The organism is Idiomarina sp. UBA3176, from assembly GCF_002364295.1.
GTDB lineage: Bacteria > Pseudomonadota > Gammaproteobacteria > Enterobacterales > Alteromonadaceae > Idiomarina > Idiomarina loihiensis.
The window spans coordinates 1-17,499 of the sequence record NZ_DEXU01000001.1 but is presented as its reverse complement, the minus strand read 5'-3'; the positions used below and the strand labels follow the sequence as shown (position 1 = coordinate 17,499).

At 43.3% G+C, this 17,499-nt stretch carries 18 protein-coding genes; 8 read left to right on the top strand and 10 right to left on the bottom strand.

The features are described from left to right. Positions 1-18: 18 nt before the first annotated feature. From B2U97_RS00090 to B2U97_RS00070, 5 genes are read right to left on the bottom strand one after another with little or no spacing between them, the layout of a single operon-like run. Complete coding sequence (locus B2U97_RS00090) at positions 19-1,404, bottom strand: ATP-binding protein (RefSeq protein ID WP_278420696.1); 1,386 nt, start codon at positions 1,402-1,404, stop codon at positions 19-21. Then, positions 1,401-2,066, bottom strand: a complete 666-nt coding sequence (locus tag B2U97_RS00085; RefSeq protein WP_278355059.1) for a response regulator — start codon at positions 2,064-2,066, stop codon at positions 1,401-1,403. Before B2U97_RS00085 ends, B2U97_RS00090 begins: the two co-directional genes overlap by 4 nt. Beyond that, complete coding sequence (locus B2U97_RS00080) at positions 2,047-3,630, bottom strand: phosphoethanolamine transferase (protein WP_278355060.1); 1,584 nt, start codon at positions 3,628-3,630, stop codon at positions 2,047-2,049. The genes B2U97_RS00085 and B2U97_RS00080 overlap by 20 nt, the downstream gene beginning before the upstream one ends. Further along, positions 3,611-4,306: a phosphatase PAP2 family protein gene (locus B2U97_RS00075; protein ID WP_114982364.1), complete on the bottom strand. Its 696-nt coding sequence runs from the start codon at positions 4,304-4,306 to the stop codon at positions 3,611-3,613. Before B2U97_RS00075 ends, B2U97_RS00080 begins: the two co-directional genes overlap by 20 nt. Further along, entirely contained in the window at positions 4,294-4,656 is a 363-nt protein-coding gene (locus B2U97_RS00070; RefSeq protein ID WP_114982363.1) for a diacylglycerol kinase, read from the bottom strand. The genes B2U97_RS00075 and B2U97_RS00070 overlap by 13 nt, the downstream gene beginning before the upstream one ends. Before the next feature lie 115 nt (positions 4,657-4,771). On the opposite strand from B2U97_RS00070, the gene B2U97_RS00065 reads away from it, so the two are divergent. Further along, complete coding sequence (locus tag B2U97_RS00065; RefSeq protein WP_278355061.1) at positions 4,772-6,745, top strand: LTA synthase family protein; 1,974 nt, start codon at positions 4,772-4,774, stop codon at positions 6,743-6,745. Between the two features lie 379 nt (positions 6,746-7,124). On the opposite strand, the gene B2U97_RS00060 is transcribed toward B2U97_RS00065, so the two are convergent. Continuing rightward, on the bottom strand, positions 7,125-7,727 hold the full coding sequence (locus tag B2U97_RS00060; protein ID WP_278355062.1) for a hypothetical protein: 603 nt from the start codon (positions 7,725-7,727) through the stop codon (positions 7,125-7,127). Positions 7,728-8,391: 664 nt separating this feature from the next. Here B2U97_RS00060 and B2U97_RS00055 point away from each other — a divergent pair. Together B2U97_RS00055 and B2U97_RS00050 are read left to right on the top strand one after the other, a co-directional pair. Beyond that, positions 8,392-8,742 (top strand): LytR/AlgR family response regulator transcription factor, encoded by a 351-nt coding sequence (locus B2U97_RS00055; RefSeq protein WP_278355063.1) that lies wholly within the window; start codon positions 8,392-8,394, stop codon positions 8,740-8,742. A gap of 137 nt (positions 8,743-8,879) precedes the next feature. Then, positions 8,880-9,230, top strand: coding sequence for a hypothetical protein (locus B2U97_RS00050; protein ID WP_278355064.1), 351 nt, complete (start codon positions 8,880-8,882; stop codon positions 9,228-9,230). 6 nt (positions 9,231-9,236) lie between these two features. Here B2U97_RS00050 and B2U97_RS00045 read toward each other — a convergent pair whose 3' ends face one another. Then, positions 9,237-9,452 carry a helix-turn-helix transcriptional regulator gene (locus tag B2U97_RS00045; RefSeq protein ID WP_278355065.1) on the bottom strand — a complete coding sequence of 72 codons (216 nt, stop codon included), beginning with the start codon at positions 9,450-9,452 and terminating at the stop codon, positions 9,237-9,239. A gap of 90 nt (positions 9,453-9,542) precedes the next feature. Further along, positions 9,543-9,755: an AlpA family transcriptional regulator gene (locus tag B2U97_RS00040; protein WP_278355066.1), complete on the bottom strand. Its 213-nt coding sequence runs from the start codon at positions 9,753-9,755 to the stop codon at positions 9,543-9,545. Between the two features lie 238 nt (positions 9,756-9,993). Here B2U97_RS00040 and B2U97_RS00035 point away from each other — a divergent pair, with 238 nt between their 5' ends. From B2U97_RS00035 to B2U97_RS00015, 5 genes are all read left to right on the top strand, one after another. After that, positions 9,994-10,338 (top strand): hypothetical protein, encoded by a 345-nt coding sequence (locus B2U97_RS00035; protein ID WP_278355067.1) that lies wholly within the window; start codon positions 9,994-9,996, stop codon positions 10,336-10,338. Between the two features lie 98 nt (positions 10,339-10,436). Then, positions 10,437-10,889 (top strand): JAB domain-containing protein, encoded by a 453-nt coding sequence (locus B2U97_RS00030; RefSeq protein WP_278355068.1) that lies wholly within the window; start codon positions 10,437-10,439, stop codon positions 10,887-10,889. 124 nt (positions 10,890-11,013) lie between these two features. Beyond that, on the top strand, positions 11,014-11,490 hold the full coding sequence (locus tag B2U97_RS00025; protein WP_278355069.1) for a JAB domain-containing protein: 477 nt from the start codon (positions 11,014-11,016) through the stop codon (positions 11,488-11,490). 39 nt (positions 11,491-11,529) lie between these two features. Further along, positions 11,530-11,967, top strand: a complete 438-nt coding sequence (locus B2U97_RS00020; RefSeq protein WP_286823881.1) for a hypothetical protein — start codon at positions 11,530-11,532, stop codon at positions 11,965-11,967. 122 nt (positions 11,968-12,089) lie between these two features. Continuing rightward, positions 12,090-12,650, top strand: a complete 561-nt coding sequence (locus B2U97_RS00015; protein WP_286823880.1) for a tyrosine-type recombinase/integrase — start codon at positions 12,090-12,092, stop codon at positions 12,648-12,650. A 49-nt stretch (positions 12,651-12,699) separates the two neighbouring features. On the opposite strand, the gene B2U97_RS00010 is transcribed toward B2U97_RS00015, so the two are convergent. Then, positions 12,700-13,536: a hypothetical protein gene (locus B2U97_RS00010; RefSeq protein ID WP_286823879.1), complete on the bottom strand. Its 837-nt coding sequence runs from the start codon at positions 13,534-13,536 to the stop codon at positions 12,700-12,702. A gap of 253 nt (positions 13,537-13,789) precedes the next feature. Further along, the gene (locus B2U97_RS00005) at positions 13,790-17,305 is read right to left on the bottom strand and encodes an SIR2 family protein (protein ID WP_286823878.1); all 3,516 of its coding nucleotides are present in this window, start codon (positions 17,303-17,305) and stop codon (positions 13,790-13,792) included. Positions 17,306-17,499 lie beyond the last annotated feature (194 nt).

Genomic DNA, 17,499 nt, shown 5'->3' with positions numbered 1-17,499 from the left:
ACGCTATAATTTCACTGTCTAATCTGAATTTGGTAGCTCTATCTGCACTTCAAACCCAGATGGCTGGATATTGTTAAATGATAGCTTGCCATGGTGCAACTGTATTATTTTCGAGGTGATGGACAGTCCCAGACCTGAGCCGGCGATATTAGTGTGTTCGCGGAATCGATAAAAACGCTCTCCCATTTGTTCAATTATTTCGGCGGGCACACCGCTGCCTTGATCTCTTATCTTGATAATAATGCTTGCCGATGTATCAACAGCTTCTATTTGTATAGTGGAGTCTGCCGATGAAAATTTCATGGCGTTGGATAAAAGGTTGGTCAATGCGCTTATTATTAAAGTTTCATTGCATGCTATCTTGGTCGTGGGAACGTCGACTTGCCATTGGTAATTCCCGACCCTGTTTGTGGGAAGACTGTTGATGGCTGCAGAAACAAGCGTTTTGAGTTCAATGTCGGAGAAGTCAGTAGACTTGTCCAAACTATCCAGTCGATTTAAACGCAAAAGTTGATTAACTAAATGCGACATGCGCTCTACGGCACTAAAAATGGCTTTTCCAGACTGTTTGGAATCCTCCAGCGATTTAGCGTGAATAATATTTTCCGCGTGTACTTGAATTGCACTTAACGGTGTCCGCAACTCATGTGACGCATCAGCAATAAAGCGCTTTTCCCGCTCTGAAAACATCTTAATTTGATGTAATAGTTTATTAATTGCCTGCTTTATCGGGATCAACTCTTTGGGCAGGTCTGACTCAATTGGTGACAGATTATTTAAAGCTCTGGCCCTCAAATGCGTGGCGAATCGGTTAACAGGTTTCAGTACGAGATAAACAATGAATAGTATGATTAGGCTGATCGGTACCCACATCAGTAGTAACGGGTACAGTTGTTCTGTAGCCAGATAACCACTGAGCTCACTGCGTACATCCTGCCGTTGAAAGGTACGCACCCAAATGCCTCTAGATTTCGAGAAATAACTAAAGATAAACCATGTTTGCGCGTCATTTTCTAACGTATGGTAGCCGGGCTTTAAATTCTTCAGCGGCAGTATTTGCAATTGATTAGTTAAGGCCAGCAATTTACCTTCAGAGTTGTATATGTGATAGCCGATTTTAGACTCGTACTTGTGGCCACTAGGGCCTCTTTCATTAGCGGACTCTTCTTCACCGGTGTCATAGTAGTTTGATATTGGGATTCTTTGGGGTGCTGGTTGAGTTTCCGGAGACGGTGTATAAAACGCAGCCAGCGACTTTGCGGTTTGTGCAAGTTGCGCATCAAAAACTTCATCTAACTCGTGCAGAATATCCCGATAGCTAGCCCAGGCTGTGATCGCTAATACCGCAATTACAGCTAAGTTAATGCCAATAACCAATGAGCGGCGAAGCGACCAGAGTTTCATGATGACTGGTCTTTTAACAGATAGCCTAAACCCCTGATGGTGGTTATCAGGCCAGGGTTCAGTTTTTTGCGTAAATGGTGGATATGGACCTCTAGCGAATTGCTTTCGTTATCACCACCCCAACCATAACATGCGGTTTCTAATTGTTCTTTACTCACTATTTTTCCGGCATGCAACGCGAGTTGTTTTAGTAATATCCATTCTAGCCGGGTTAAATTAATGGTTTTGCTCCGGAAACGACATTGTTGTGATGCGATATCAACGCTCAGGTCACCGCAAGTTATAATATCATTGAGTTGGTGATTTGCTTTTCGCACCTGAACCCGAACACGGGCTTCTAACTCACGTAATTCAAACGGCTTTACCACGTAATCATTGGCACCTTCATTTAGTGCCAGCACCTTCGTATCAATGTCATCCCAGGCGGTGAGTACGACAATAGGGATTTGTTGGCCTGCCTTTCTCAGTTTTTTTATCAGGGATATGGCATTGCCATCAGGCAGGCCAAGATCAAAAATTGCCAGTTCGAATTGGTCAGTTTTAAGGGCACTTTCCGCTTGCGATAGATTCATAGCAAGTTCGACCATATAACCCATACGATTCAGTCCCTTAATGATACCTTCAGACAAGGCTTTGTCATCTTCAAGGAGTAGTAGACGCATTTACGTATCTCTCGTTAAACTGGGTTAAATCAAGGCTTGCATTATAAAGTGACGTTTCTACATTAAAGTAACCCAATACAGTATGCGAGAAATTATCGTGACTAATATTGGCATCTGTATTATTTCCCGTCATTTCAAATGTCCCTGAAGGCCAAACTATCCAAGGAATATGTCGTTGTTCCTTGGGGGCTAACCAATTGGGTAAACCATGCAGGTAGATACCGTTATCCCCCAGGGACTCACCGTGGTCGGATACATACATCATACTGCTGTCCAGCTCTTTGTGGCTTCTCAATAACCTAACAGCCTGACTGACGAGCCGATCAGTTATCAATAAACTGTTGTCGTATGCATTAATAATTTCGCTTTTTGTGCAGTTTGTTAATTCCTCGCTTTTGCACTCCGGTAAAAAACGTTTGAGTTTTTCTGGGGAGCGTTTGTAATATGCTGGCCCATGGCTGCCCATTTGGTGGAGTACAATAATTGAATCCTGAGTTATGTTTTGTAACCAGGAGCTCAATTCATCAAGCATCTCAAAGTCGTAGCAGTCCGTTTCTCCACACCGATTTTCATTCATTACAGTGGTATTAATACGGTTACATACGTCTTTGCACCCGGAGTTGTTTTCAATCCAGGTCGCATTGATACCGGCATTTTCCAAAACATCTAATACATTACTCGAATTTCTGGCGGCGTTGGAATAAATATCAGCCGTTAAAAAACTGAACATACAGGGAACAGAGACAGCCGTAGCTGTTCCGCATGAGATGGCATCTTTGTAGCTCAAGAGTTGTTCTGAAGTTGCCAGTTGCGAAAGCATGGGTGTTGTCGGACGCTCATAACCATTCAGTGAAAAGTGATCGGCACGTGCCGTTTCTCCCAGTATGACAACCATGATCCTTGGCTTTGCCGACGTTTTAGTTTGCACCGCGTCCTGCCCCAAAGCGTTAAAATGAGCCGGTTTTTCTAATTTTTGTCTTATGACTGAAACACTAGCCGAGATGACGTTGAATGGGACGATCCGATATTTTACATCCCGATGGTTACGAAATAAGGAGGCAAAATCATCATAACTTGTATAAGCAATACCGACGGCTAGAAAGCAGAAGCAGGCTGCTGTAACAAGACTTTGCTTCATCTGTGTGAGTGTTCTTGCTTTGGGGATTTTTATGTACACCAGCAATAACGAAGGGATGATACCCAGTGCTATTAACGTGATAAAAAAACTGGTAGAAAGCTGATCTCCCGCCTCTGCTGGATCGGTTTCCATGGTGTTGATGAGCATGTCGGAGTCAATAACAATACCGTATTGCAGCATATAAAATGAGGCCGGCGCCGCCACAATAATTAGAATAATTGCCAGTGGCTTGAATGCATTAATGAACCGGCTTAAAGCCAGCACAAAGGCATAAAAACAGAGTGTGAATGCCATTAACTTAAACTGAGTGAATGGCTGGACACCATAAGTTTCCAAAGCGCCCAACAAGGCAGCTGAGTAGGCAAAGGTTAGCCAAGTTGCAACAACTATTAACAGTACTGAAAAATTAAGGGTTAGTCGTTTCATGCTGCTCACCTATATGAAAAATGAATAACGCGATGCTCCAGCAGATAAAGGCTGTGGTGATATCGTCGACGAAGAAATGGGCGCCTCGCAGTTGTTGTGCAAAGCCGAGGATGAAGCCAACAAGAGATGAGAAAACGGCAGATACCTTAGCGAGGCCTGGCCGGGTTTTACACCAAAAAAAATACAGCCCGATCCACGCAAAGCCGATACTCGAGTGCCCCGACGGAAAACATCGTCCAGAGCTAAAGGAGCTGTCATTTAACGACCATAAACTGAAGTAAGGTTTGGTCCCGCCGTATACACGCAGATCCCAGGGGCAGTCCATCCCCAGAGTGGCTTTAAGGTAATTAACCAAGCCAAAAGACAGTAAAATGGATAAGAGCAGTAGCACATAGCGGCGCCGCTGAGCGATATTTCTCCCTGAAACAAACTGAACCAGGGTTAAGGCTAATAGTGAAATGACAGCGATGAGATTGAGGTTGCGTACACCTTCATGAAGAATGGTTTCAGTAATGAAGTGGTGTTTAAGTGACCACTGCGCCCCTTCTAGCCGATAGAGCTCATTGGCAACTAAGAACTTGAGATCAAATAATTCTGCTGTTGTTAACACCGCAATAAAAATCACCAGAGTAAACAGCCAACGTTGGCTGATAGTTGTCACCTTCAAAGCCGGCATAAGAGTGCTGCCCAAACGATGATGAACTGAAGGATGGCAAGAAATACAGCGGCCGACGCGATATCTTTCGCTCGCGCGCTAAGCTCATGAAAGTCTGCGCCGATGCGGTCAACTACAGCTTCTACAGCGGAATTAAGCAACTCAGTAATGAGTAAGCCGGACAGAGACAAAAACATTAACAATCGCTCTGTTAACTCCAGCGGTGCCAGCACTAAAATAGGCGTTAATAAAATGACCAGTACCACTTCTTGCCGAAACGCGGCTTCAAAAAGCCATGCAGCCTTTAGCCCTTTTATGGAATACCGCGTTGCATGAAGTATTCGGATTATTCCTGTTTTTCCCGGTTTCATGATGAGTCCTGTCACGATAAAAAGTGCATCCTAAACGACCAATATTAAGTTCAGCTTAAGGTTCTCCCTTTACTATCCATCGCATCACTACAGCTACAAATGGATTGGATTGTTAATGCGGAATGTTTTTCTAAAAAAAAGGGCGCGGTCTTTAGCGCACTATCACACGCTGATTGTAGGGTTTGGGCTTGGCTTAATCATTTTGAGTGTCAGCCGTCTGTTGCTGTTTATCTGGCAGTTTGATCGCGTAACGGAGGCCGGGAATATTGACTATCTGATGGTGATGGGATTGAGAGCTGACGTTATTCAAATGGGATATCTGACACTGCCATTATTGTTATTGGCGCCGTTATTTCTAAACCGCTGGGGTTTGGGGTTATGGCAAAAAATTCAGAGCATCTGGCTGATTGCCGCTATTACCTATATTGCGTTTATGGAGATATCAACACCAGCCTTTATTATGCAATACGATTTGCGACCTAACCGCTTGTTCATTGAATATTTAGAATACCCCAAAGAAGTGTTTAGTATGCTCTGGGCCGGTTTTAAACCCTGGTTATTTTTAAGCGGTGTGGTTGTGATTGGCTGTTTATATGGATTAACTAAAATAGCGAAGCGCTTGAATAAACCAGCGCCCGTTGATAACAATCACATTGTCAGTTCTTTGATTGTCTGGCCGTTGTTAGTGATCCTTGTTTTTGCTGGTGTCCGCTCAACCCTGGCGCATCGGCCGGCTAACCCGGCCTTTTTTGCGGTGACGTCTGATGCACTTGTGAATAGTTTAGTTATTAGTTCAGCTTACTCTGTAGAGTATGCAATTTATAATATGCGTCACGAAGCAAGTGCTGCCAGTGTGTATGGTAGTGTCCCCATCGATCAGATACTCAATACCGTGAAAAAACAACCTCACTTAGTTGGGAAAACCTTTCCGTCTGAAAAACACCCAACAGTGCATTTTAATCCCGCTTCCCGCAACTACGATAAACCGAAGAATATTGTTGTTATTTTGGAGGAGAGTCTGGGGGCTACTTTTGTTAAAGATTTAGGTGGGATTGGTGTGACGCCAAACCTTGAACAGTTACGACAGGAGGGTTGGTGGTTTAAGCAGCTATACGCGACAGGAACTCGCTCGGTTCGTGGTATTGAGGCGGTCATCTCAAGCTTTCTACCAACGCCTGCAAGAAGCACGGTAAAGCTCTCTTTATCGCAGCGAAACTTTTACACAGCGGCGGATTTGCTGTCGCGTAAAGGCTATTTCACCGAGTTTATTTACGGTGGTGAAACACATTTTGACAATATGGGAACCTTTTTCATCGGCAACGGCTTCCAGTCAACATTGGGGCAAAGTGACATCACTAATCCACAATTCGTGGGTAGTTGGGGAGCCAGTGACGGCGATTTATTTAATACCGCGCATCAGCGCTTTGAGGAGCTAGAGAAAACTAAGCAGCCTTTTTTTAGTTTGGTTTTTACCTCGTCTAATCATGAGCCTTTCGAGTTTCCGGATAATGAAATTGAACTGTATTCGAAGCCAAAAAATACGGTTGAAAATGCGGTTAAATACGCCGATTTTGCTCTGGGTGAATTCATTAAAAAGGCAAAAAGAAGTGAGTATTGGGAGGATACGATTTTTTTGATTGTTGCAGACCATGATACGCGTGTCTACGGCAACGAATTAGTGCCCATTAATAAATTCCATATACCGGGGCTTATTTTGGGAGGGTCGATTGAACCCAAGGAAATAGATTCAATAGCCAGTCAAATTGATTTGTTACCGACTGTTATATCGTTGGCGGGCGTTTCTGCCCAAACCCCGGCGATAGGTCAGGATCTATCTGCAGAAGATGTACCGCCTGCCAATCGTGCGATGATGCAGTTTGGCAATAATTATGCGTGGATGACTCGCGAGGGTGTGGCAATTTTGACTCGGGGTGACGATATGACGGGCCTTTACGACGTTAAGAAAAGCCGTTTTGTCGCAGATGATAAGACGAATAGCCAATTACGCGAAGAAGCACTGGCACATGCACTGCTGCCATCCTGGCTGTATCAAAATCAGGCTTACTATGTGCCGGAGGATTTTAAGTAGCCAGCTGGGAAGCCCAAGCTTATCATTTTGGTAGCTTAAGATTACCTTAATATAAGGTATTCATAATGACTCCTGAAATTAAAAAAAGGAGGGGGTTATGAATACCCATTATTTAGGCTTATAAAAGATTAATCACTGGTTCACGGTTATTCTTGTGACTATTATGCTGATACTCGGCTATATGATGTTTTTTGCCGCGAAAGAAAGTACTGAGTGTCTAGTGAACTAGTGGTGATTCACTAAGCAGTTTCCCAAAATAAGGAAATGGGAACAAGCAAACGCACTAAAAACAGGCTATTGCTCCCTTTGTACTCTCTTAAGTACTCAAGATCACGCTTACAGTAAGAAAGGAAATCCATCATGAGCGAAGTGCAAGCGGTTAAAGAGCTGAAACATTAAAGATGAACAGTACTGAGGCAAAAATACTTAGTAAGTACGGCGCTACGTAATCGGTAAAGTAACTACGAGTTATGGCAGCTACAATACCTGCAAAAATAGCTTCTTTCCAAACTTGGCTGAATTGCACATCAAGGTAATCTGTTTTACTTTCGCCGTCAGAGTCATGTTCAAGCGCTACCAACACCTTCCATGTTGATTCTCCCGGGCGTTTTGTTCCTAGCGGCTCTTGTATTGAAAACTTTTTATCAGATCCAAATTTAGTGGTGGCAAGAGTGTTGATTTGGTTTGATGCATACCGATTTAAGAGCTCAAGATAGCGTTTTCGTAGTCCTGGTCCAGGCTCTTGGTTTAGGTACACGAAATAGCGATAAGTTAAGTAAACAATAGCTGAGAAAAGCATCCAAAGTACAGCACTAGGTTGTTCAAAAGTTAAATGAATGCCCATCAACTGGAAAGTGTGAATTTTAGCTTTAGAAAATTCTAGAAAGATTAAAACTAATGATACGGCAACCAGGTTACGACGCTGACGTAATAAACCAGGAGACATATCGTGCGCAGCTTTCACATTATCTCCAAAGTTCATTTATTAACCATCATCTTTAATATTACCTCTCGATCTTGGGCGGCCTAGAGTGACCGACTTACTGTTCGGTCACTAGCCATATAAATGGAGTGGTTTGAGAGCCGTCCTAAGTATCCAAAGGAGACCTTGTTGAGCGCTATATCGTCCTTAAGTTATGACTATTATGCCACGAATGGTCTCGATGTCACGGGGCTTAGCTATAGGGCTTGTTCCCAAACTAGGATATGAATTGCCACTAGTTCGAATGGCGTAGCTGATGATAGTTGAATATGTCCCTCGGATAATTATTTCTGACGCAATTTGCCAAGCAACTGTGGTGCAAAAGCTTCTACTATGCCCTGCGCTAACTAACTAGGTACCTGCATTGCTACAAATTAGTAATCCGGCACATTGATTTGCTCTTTTATCACGCAAATTGACTCGTTTACGGCTTTTGAGCCTATTCTAGTTTTGGTTTGGCAAAATACGGGCAACATAACTGGACTAACTAACAGGGAGATATGGATATCCAGTACCTTTTTGCGTGCCACATTCTGAGCACTAACAGCCGCCTCATTCAGCGAAACTTCAAACCTATATCACTGCAGTGCATTGCCAATGGTTAAGGAAAAAACTATGCACAGCTATTTATACGTTGAAAGTTACTATTTGCGAGGCTTCGGTCATGATTAGTCAGCACGGGCTGTTAGCAGTTAAAACGGAGCCTGGCAAGATAACGATCATCGAGAATCCAAGCGTTATCTCACTACGTGCTGCTGGAAACTATGTCGAGTTGTTCTTTGAGGATGGACGTATGCTTCACCGAGCAACGCTGCAGTCTATGCTTGGGAAAATGCCTGAATATTTTTTACAAATTCATCGTAGCCACGTTGTTAACTTAAAACACCTGAAGCACATACAAAGTGAGCTAGGGCGCTATACTGAGTGTGTTATGTCAGACGGACAGCAGATACCTATTGGCTCTCAATTCAGATCGTTGTTAATGATGAAGCTCGGTCTGCAATCAGACGACTAACCCTTCATGTTCACCACCTATATTTACTGTTTACTCCCTTGTTAATTAGTGTTCGTCACAAATTACCATCAATTACTCCAGCGTGTGTAACCCTCTAGTCTGAGCCAATTTGTGTTTATTCAGCGAGGATTAGTTAAATGGACGTTCGGGTTTATGGGGTGCGTGAGCTACCCGATGAAAAGTTAATGAAGTTGTTACAGGATCACGAATCTTTTGTTATCGAGAAGGTTCCGCGTAAACACTTCGGTGAGGTTATCAAGACGCTAGAAAAACATATTGAGTCACTCGATATGAAATGCCGGGTGTTTACTAAGGCTAGAAAGTCTTTGATGGCTGGGTCTTTCTTTGGCCCAACGGCAATCTGGGGATTAGGTTCCGCAGCTTTTATGGGAGTACATAATGCTGCAACTTGGGATCCGGATTATGAAATTGCTAAGAACCGGCTAACTGGTACTTTGACTGTCACCTACAAGAAAAAGGACGACTGAAGGCTCTTAGGAGCCTTCTTCATTTTTTATCTGCTTAATTTCACTGTCTCGTTCAGCAACGCGCTGTTCTATCCATTCTTCAATTTCCTCACGTACCCATGCAACAGCTCGCCCACCAAGTGACACCGGTCTAGGGAATGTTCCATTTTTTATGTACTTATAGATTGTGGGGCGGGCAAGGCTCGTTGCTTTCATTACGTCTTTGATTTTGATTAGTGTCATGGCTACGTACCGTATTGTCAGAGTTGAACTGATGGTAAATCGTAGCCCTGTTTAAGAAGACTTTAGATTCCGTTTTTGTAATAGGGCTTATCAATGGTTACTGGCGAATTGAGTTACTTCCTGGTCTCGTGACTTTCGAACGCATTGCATCAGCCATTCATCAACTTCACTCTCTATCCAGCCACTGGCTCGTCCACCGAGCAAGATTGGTTTGGGGAAATCTTCATTAGCTATACGGCGGTAAATGGATGAACGACTAAGGACAACTTTATTTACTACTTCTTTCAGGCGAATGAATCTCATGAGTTTTTCTCCTATCTGGGGTTGTTTCATGGGATTGGCTGACCCTGTACGGAATTATTTGAGATTCAAACTGGCATCAAGGCGATAATGCAAAAGTCAGCTTTTTTTGCCACAGATATACAATTATTCAGCCCATCTACCGGTGTGTTAGACACAAATAGCCCTTCAGGCTATCAGCGTATGAAAATCTTCATCTGAATCTTTTTAACGAAATTTGAATAACTAAAAGGAGACGTTCATGAATAAAGTTTTGTCTATTGCTATGCTTGCCGGATTTTTAGGGGCCTGTAGTGACGCCGAGCCACAAGTCAGTATTGAGGTATGGGAGCACTCAACCCGTCACACAAACGGTACGTATTTTGTCGTGGAAATTACGTCACTTGAAGATCAGGTAGCCGTCGAGGACATGATCGTTAACCGTGGTAACTGCGACTATAGCGAAACTACACCGTATTCAAGAAAGCCATATCTACCAACTGATCTGAATTATGGCGAGTCTATCGAGCTTAAAGTCTACGACGACTGTTCTCTGACTGAAATTGAAGTGGTCACTGACGGTGGTTCCACTGTCGTCAATTACTAAGTTTTGGTTCGGGAGCTTAAGGGCTCCCTGTTTTTATTCGTTCATCCGAATTTAAAACCTATATTACCGCTGTGCATTCTTATAACTGGAGAATTGATATGCACGCGCACAAACCAAACAACTTGCTTTCAACTGCTGAGATGAAGCTACTGAATAAAGCATTTAATTTAATACAGTCACGTTTCTTAAATGGAGAAGGCTATACAGAGCCATCCATGGTTAAGGAATTTGTTCAGGACATGTATCGGCAATGTTCAAAAGAAGTCGCGGGTTTACTGCTACTAGATAGCCAACACCGGCTAATTGACAATGTTGAGTTTGAAGAGGGCGAAGAACTGGCAGCTTCAATGGTGTACCGAGAAGTCCTCAAGGTTAATGCAGCGGCGGTTATTGTCAGTTACTTCTCACCTTCTAAAGAGCTGAGTCACTCTGAAAAGGAGCATGAGTTATCAGCGCTCAAGTCGGCTCTGAACCTGATTGACGTATCACTACTGGACTGCATGCTGGTAACTGATGAGGTCGTCTCGCTTGCTGAGCGGGGATTGCTATAACGGAATGGCTGCGCCTCCTACAATGCATCTGTCGGAGTTGTAATGCTTCATTTCGATAGTTAAGAGCCCACTAGATTTCAGGCCTATATCACTGCTGTGCATTTACCAACTGAGGAGGTTAACAATGCACACACTTGATAAAGGCTGTTATTCATCGGCCAACAATGAAGCTGAGCGAGATGTTTTCCATCGCGCCAGCCAAATCCTGGAAGAGCGTCATTTACGAGGTAAAGAGCCGTACAACTCAAACGTCATTAAGGACTTCTTGACGTATAAGCTGGCGCACTACGAGCGTGAAGTATTCAGCATCATTTTTCTGAATGAAAAGGGTCACTTCATTGAGTACCTGGAGCTGTTCTACGGCACCATTAACGCGGCTAGTGTTTACCCACGTGAAGTGGTTCGAGCCGCACTGGAGACCAAAGCGTTTTCACTCGTATTGTCACACAACCATCCGTCGGGAGAGCCTGAGCCTTCTAGTGCTGATATTCGCCTGACTGAGCGCCTGCAAAAGGCCCTGGCGGTTATCGATGTTGAAGTGAAAGATCACATCGTTGTCGGTAAAGAGTGCGTGTCATTCTCTGAGCGCGGTCTTCTTTAGCGCTAATTCACTTGTAACCAAATACTGGAGTAAACCTTTATGACGGCAATATTCAAAACACCGGCATCGAGAAAGTGGGTAGTGCTGGGAATTAAGGCAGCAATAACAGCATTAGCGCTTTTACCGCAGTTGCGGGAGCGCCAGCAAAATACTGGGTGCTTAAGGTCAGAGTCAGATTTTCTTAATCCTACGTCAGCAAGCCCACTGGGGCTACTTCTGCTTGATGAGCGCGGTTACGTCATCACGTCCTATCAAATCCGCCACCACATCACTGATGACTCTGCGGTTGATAGTGAAGGCATTAAGCAGGCAGCGTCCAAAGCGAAAGCGTACGGCGCCGTTTTAACGTTCGATAAAGGTGTGTATGCGAATGGGTTGTCGATAGAGCATGACGTTGTTGAGAGCGTTAGAGCGGCTTTGGAAGAGGCCGGTGTACGGCTCTTTAACCAAAGCTTTTCGTCTCGTACAGCACCCTGAAATATCAAGTTCCCAAATTGTACTTTTGGGAACGCTACACCCCTTATAAAACGGGCACAGATAAGCTAGTCGGGCTTTGAAGTTCCCGTTTCCTTTAAATGCGGCAAATAAGGAACTTAACCATGCCTGAAGTGCAAGCAGTCAAAGATTTAGACAAAGTGAAACTCGTTGGTTATTTATTGGAGAAGACATATGGTCAACAGATAGCTGATATCTGGAACGTTGGGTTAAACTTGGCGTTACGAATTTCTGATTTACTTTCTATTCAGTTTAGCGATATTCAAGGTGACCGTCTTATATTGCGTGAAGGCAAAACCGGCAAGCTAGCGACCATTAAGTTGAATGAGAAAGCGCGAGTAATAATTGAGCGTATACGCTCGGAGTATCCTGACCACGTTTATTTGTTTCAGTCTTACCGCAACCGTTGGTCAACGAACCGAGCCCCTAAGCCACTTAGTCGTCGTTACGTGTCCCAAGCTATTTCAATGATCGGTGAAGAAGTCGGTTTAGACCTAGGCACTCACTCAATGCGTAAAACTCGTGGATATCATCTATATAAAAACACTAACGACATAGCCAGGGTAATGAAGATGTTAAGGCACAGCTCTGAGGCGGTTACGCTGCGTTACATCGGAATTACTCAAGAGGATGTTGATCGAGACTTTGTGGAATTAGAAATCTAGGGGCTCGGGTCCCTAGTTTTTTAGCTGAGCCGCACTAACAGCTTGTCAATCAAGATTTATCGAGCTCATCTAAAATCTGATCCATATTGAGACTGCAGGTTCTGTTTACCAAGAATTTACTGGCATATTTATTCAGTAAGGATTGGTCTGGTTTGAGTCCATCCTTGATCCTTTTTCTAGTTGACTTTAACTTCTCAGCAGTTTTTTCTTGCTCTTGCCTATATACTTCCGTAAGAAGGTACTCTCTTCTCTCCTGAGCGGTTTTTCCTTTACAGCCTGCCTTTACATAGCCTGCTATTGTTTTAAGTAATAGCTTTTCGCAATGAAAGTACTCAAACTGCTCCGATAAATATTTGTTATATGCAGAGTCAATGCTACCTGACTTAAAAAGCTCTTGGTAAAACTTAGGGATGCTACTTTCCAAGAATCCAACATAAACTTTTTCTTCAGGTGCCAAGAGAACATAGTAGGGGGCTGGCTGATTTAACTTTATGGTAGTGATTGAGTATAAACCAAAACATGCCGCGCTCACTACGGTCAGGTTATTTTTAGTTGCTTTGTTGAGTTCCTGAAGATTTTTATAGAGACTTTGCCACGAAAGAAACTCACCTGACTTAGAAGCACATAACCCATCATTTTTTCCACCATGCATATCTAAGTGTAATAATGGTCTAAACTCTTTGGTTCTCACATAAGTGGTTAGATTTTTTAGTACTTGAAGCAATTGCTCTGGGTTGTTGATTTGAAAATGTTGAAATCCTACTTTGAGTTCAAGCATACAGGACTTTACGTCCTCTACCATCCTTCTGGTGGGGCCTTGTTCGCATTCAGGTAGCGCGGTTATCCAAATAACCGCATTGCAAGACACTTCTGTTTCAAGCTTCATGAATATGACCTCTCTAACCTAATAGGGTTTTAGTAAGCTCTGAATCGTTACACCCAGGCTGCTGGTGAGCGCAGAACAAGTTTTACTTCCTACTAGCCACGGCAGCAGTACATATAGGAAACTAACAACCTAACTCTATTAATTCTGACTCAGGCTGGCTTGGGTGTCACCGGCAATTTAAAATTGACCCACCTGAGGCACAACGGCCACTTAGTCTGAAAAAAGAACGGCGGTTGAGATGCAATATTAAATCCTACGTGTGCTCAATCAGCTGCATAAGCCGCATATAGCGAATATCTGCCGTTAAAGCTGGCTCTGCTTCCTCAATCAGCCCTAATATAGTGTTTAATTCATACGGGAGCTCATCTTTATTATTTGAGATTACGAGGTCGAGTAATTCTAAAACGTCAGTTGGATAAGCAGTGGTTAGTACAAATTGCTCTTTGCTCTCTCTAGTTAGGTTATAAAGTGAGTGGTTGTTTCCCTTAATCTGAGTCAGAAAACGCGAAGTAGACCTCAGCACATTTGGAAAACTGATACCTGAATCAAGTGTCATTGTTACCCACGCATTCGATAGGCTCGAAGTCCTGTATTTACGCTCTCGAGGCCAAATCTTATTTACAAAAGGGATAACATGATTTGACCACCCATCATTTACCCTGTTTCCTATCACTGCAAGTCTGTTTAACGCCACTTGCCTAGCCTTATCATCCATGTCTCGAATGGCATTTCGCACCTTGCTTTCAGCACTCTGATCAACTTTATCTAGTTTAAATATTGCTATCTCAATTATTAACTGAGCGGAAACTCTTGATGCCTCATGACCCCAAGACCATTTGTGAAGAGTCGGAAACAAATTAAATAGTAACGGAGCGAACTGATTTAATAGTTCGTCAGGGGGGAGATTTCCCGAGTAGAGAAAGCCACTCCATGCTGGCTCGCTATATGCGCTATCAAAGTTAAACCAAGAAATAACTCGCCTATTAACCCATTGAGAATCAAGAAAATATAACCAACCCAACTGGAATGCTAATATTGAAACTGAGTGGTCAGCCCCTTCTCCGGGGGCGTCAAGCAGCTTGTTTAGTCGGCTTTTTATTTTTTGGGGAAGGCCCGAGTATACTGATGAATTTAGATAGTTTAAGATGCTTAACAGGCCATCTAACGCATTTCCAATTGGTGAAGATTGACCGTGTGAAAATGTGCGACGTGAATTTTCGACAACTTTACCTCTCCTCGTTACTTGTCCAATAGCACTGCGAGTACATATTTCTCCACCTTTTATTATCGCTTGCACAAGGTGGTCGAACGTATCAAGTGCGAGTACCTCGTCATATTTGTACACATTTAGGATATTTTCCTGAATCCATTTTCCAATAGAGTGGTTTAAGCTTTGAACGGTTTTTTCTGGCAACGTCCCTAATCTTCTAACGAAGGTTTCAAACAGCCGTGATGAAGTATTTTGGGGCCATTCCTCAATTAAATTTCGCCAAAAATCTGATGGGTATTCATCGTTTCGTGCCAAGTATGATAAGGCGGCAAGTGCTTTTCGAGGAGCATTTTTTACTAACCCAGTAAATGGGCGCTTATCAGAAGAGCTTTGAGGCTCACGTACTTGCACCTCTCTAGCTTTATTTACAATAGTACCGATTGGCTCATTATTAAGCTCCTCGTGGTTTTCGTTCACTCCAACAGTTCTCACTGTTGGTAAACGCTCTTTAGTATATTCAGCAGCCCAATTATCGTCCCATTTATCGAGAGACGAGGTTAAATGCTTTAGCTTTTCACGTTCTCGTTGTGTTAGTGAAACACCTTTGGAAGTTAACCATTGAACATAGAAGGAAGCCTGTCTATTCTTGAACTCAACGTATTCTTGGGCTGGCAAATAATCAGGCTTGTCGGGACCTTCTAGAATACGGTTGATTAATGCTCGTTTGTTTTTTTCTGAAAACTGAGGCCATCGATCTAGCAAAAAGAATAATAGTTCACGACTAACTTTTGGGTCCCAAAATGCAGGTTGGGAAAAGTTGAGTAATTGCTTGATAGCTTCGTCAGCATTAAAAAGCTCCGCTTGATTTAGAGCGAACAGTTTTAACCTTCTAAAATAAATCTCCCTTTCTGGGGACCATAAGGTTGCATACCCTCTCGCTACACTTGGCTTTTTAGAGATTAGCTTTGAAAACAGTTCCATAAACCAGTTAAAGGTGATGTGCGGTTCAATGTTTTGCCCTTCAATATCCCGGTCTGGGTAACAAGTTGGCTCTGTTAAGAAAACTGTGTTTATTTGCTCGTGGAGCAGACTTGTCCGGTGTAATGTGCGCTCAGCAATACTAAAAACGTCGACAAGCGAGTCGTCCGAGACCTCTATAGTCTCGCCGTGCCTATCAGGGAAGCAAACTTCCAAATTTGCTATCTCTGAGAGTGGAGTTTCTGACAAACTGTCTATTGGAGGTCTAGCTGCTGCGATACCATGTGGACGCGTAACCTTAACAGTAGGGCTCGTTGCGGACTCAAGGTCTCTCAATACGGCAGGTGACCAACCCTCAACCTTGAGTCGTTCTTTTATATCAAACCACCTTCCATCCCAGAAAAAATTAGTAGGATCATTTTGGTAGGTAATAATATTGTCCCAAAGGGCTCTTACCTCTTGTGTCAGAGCTTTATTGGCACGAAGCTTTTGCTTGAAACCATCTGCAAGATATGGGTGTAGACCCGGCTTACGAGCAAGCCACCATGCGATAAGAGGACTTCCGGTATGAGCGATCATCCAATTTGATAGGTGGATTAGTCGTGTGGGAAGTTCCCAGCCTCGCGTGCTATTAACCCCCGCTAGCTGAAATGGTGAAGTAGGAATTTCATCCGATTTATTCCATTTTAGAACGCTCTTAAAATCAGGGTCATGAGAGTGAAGCTGCTTTCTGCTAGGTATTGGATCATCATCTAACCGGTATTCAAAATATGGATCGAACTGGTCCTCGGGATCGATGTAACTTGAGCTTTTTTCACTACTGCGGCAAGTATTATCAAACACACAAACCCACTCGGCTGGTGGTGGAGGGGTAGCCTTAGCAAATAATCTAGCTCCTGGAGTAGTAGATAGCATATGCACCACTTGTCCTCTCTCGTAAGGCTTTAATTCTCGAGGGCCTTGCATTGCCATTGCTAAGACATTAGCCCTCCAATTACGCGGACTCGAGGCTCTCTCAGCCCAAGCCTCTAGTGACTCCCAGAGTTTAGGATGATCTTTGTATGCAATGGGAATTACACCTCGATCTCTCCACTTCGACTCGATATCTTCAAATTTACCTTTATCAAAAGCGAATATATTTGAATGCTCTTTCCTATCTCCTTGATTTAACCCTTGCAAGAGGTACTTGACCGGTGGATCCTCAGCACTATATCCGAGAAGAACAACTGTATAATGCTTGAGCAGAGAACGAACAAAGTTCGTAGCCCATCCTTCAGAAAGATATGCGCGTCCGAAATCAGCGCTGCTGAGTACATATGGAGGGGCAGTTGAAGCGCTCTCTTGTAATCGCCCATGGAGATACGTTACTTCGGCTAAAGTTGCTCCTATCTCTATATTTGGAAAATTAGGTGGTACAGATATATTGCTTGCGTTCAAATTTTCTGAGAATTCGAAAAGAAGGTCGAAGTTAGTAGTGACTATTTGTGGTTTCCCTGACTGATCTGCTGATATCGTGCTTATAATTTCGTGATTTTTTGAACGCTGGATATCAGTGTTCGCAACGCTAAGTTTTTCTGTCACCAGTTCATTTACTTCAGCTTTTCCATACTCTTGATAAAGGCTATGAAAAACTTGGTCTAAAGGGACTTCTGGAGCTTTCTGTCCCTCTTTTAAAGGTTTAATTATGTAGCGTCAATTACCTTGGCCGGTTTTCCGGCAATTATCCTGGCCGGTTGATACCGATTTTTAACTACCGTTGCTCATTGCCATTTTGC